The organism is Streptomyces sp. NPDC037288 (genome assembly GCF_055603265.1).
In genome coordinates this window covers 1-1010 of sequence record NZ_JBVJVY010000243.1, presented here as the reverse complement: position 1 = coordinate 1010, position 1010 = coordinate 1, and the positions used below count along the sequence as shown (strand labels likewise).

2 pseudogenes are annotated in these 1010 nt (G+C 63.8%); both read right to left on the bottom strand.

From position 1 onward, the window contains the following. Nucleotides 1–171: 171 nt before the first annotated feature. Nucleotides 172–363 (bottom strand): annotated as a pseudogene (locus ACZ7GZ_RS43550) (IS110 family transposase); the annotation flags it as partial. A gap of 76 nt (nt 364–439) precedes the next feature. Then, nucleotides 440–541, bottom strand: a pseudogene (locus ACZ7GZ_RS43545) (IS481 family transposase); the annotation flags it as partial. Nucleotides 542–1010 lie beyond the last annotated feature (469 nt).

Below are 1010 nucleotides of genomic sequence, written 5' to 3'. Positions count from 1 at the left end.
ATCCGCATACCTCACACACCACGGGATACAGCCACCCATCCATGCCCATCAGGGACTTCGTGAAGATTCACCCCGACGAGCTGAAGTCAGTAACGCCCACGGGAAGGCCTCCTCGAAAAGATCGTAAACGCGACCTACCGGCTCGCCCCCGATTGCCTACCGCCTCAGCCTTCACCCAGCGAATGCCCTTGACTCGGCGGTCGCGGCGTTAACTTCGTGGCATTGTCGATTGAAGAGGTTCCGCAGGGCGGCCGCGTGCCAGTCTCCGTGTTTGTCGCGGCGCCGACGGTAGTGGGCCTTGGCCCCGGGTGATCCGTTCGGAGCGGCGAAGGCCCAGAGGTAGCCGGCGTGGTTGAGCCGGTCAGCGGAGCTTGTCGGTGACGATCACCCGGCACGGACCCGGTCTTCTTCACGATTTTACGGAAGAAGCGCCTGGCCCCATTGCGACGTTCCCGGTGCCCTCTTCGACGTGGCGTATGACGGCCAGGCGCCGCTTGGCGTCACGGTCAAGCGGCGGGGTGGTGGGAGTGGACTTCGGCATACGGATCTCCGTAGTGATCGGAGACCCAGGTGCCAACGATGATCGTCAGTTTTAGACCGAGAAACGGCAGTATGGTTATCGGCTGCTCGGGTACCTGAGGACCGTTGACCGGACGGAAGCGTGCCAGGACAGAGGCCGTGTTCGGACCGTTGGGGTTGGGCTCGCCGCTGCTAGGAGCGCTTCGCCGGTAGCTAGGCGCGAGTCCGGAGACGGCGTGGTGGGGGGCGGCTCCCCGTTGGGGCCGCTGCAATCCCACCCCTCCTTCGCTGCGGCCCGGAGGCTGCCCGTACTCAAGCCCTTCACGACGAGCCTACGGTCATTGAGCAGTCGAGGTAGTACATGGCAAGGAGTCATCCCAACGCGCAGCTCAGGGTGCTCTTACAGGAGGCAGGCTGGACAGCTGCTCGACTGGCCCGAGCAGTGAACACCCTTGGCCAAGTCCACGACCTGTCTCTCACTTATGACCGCA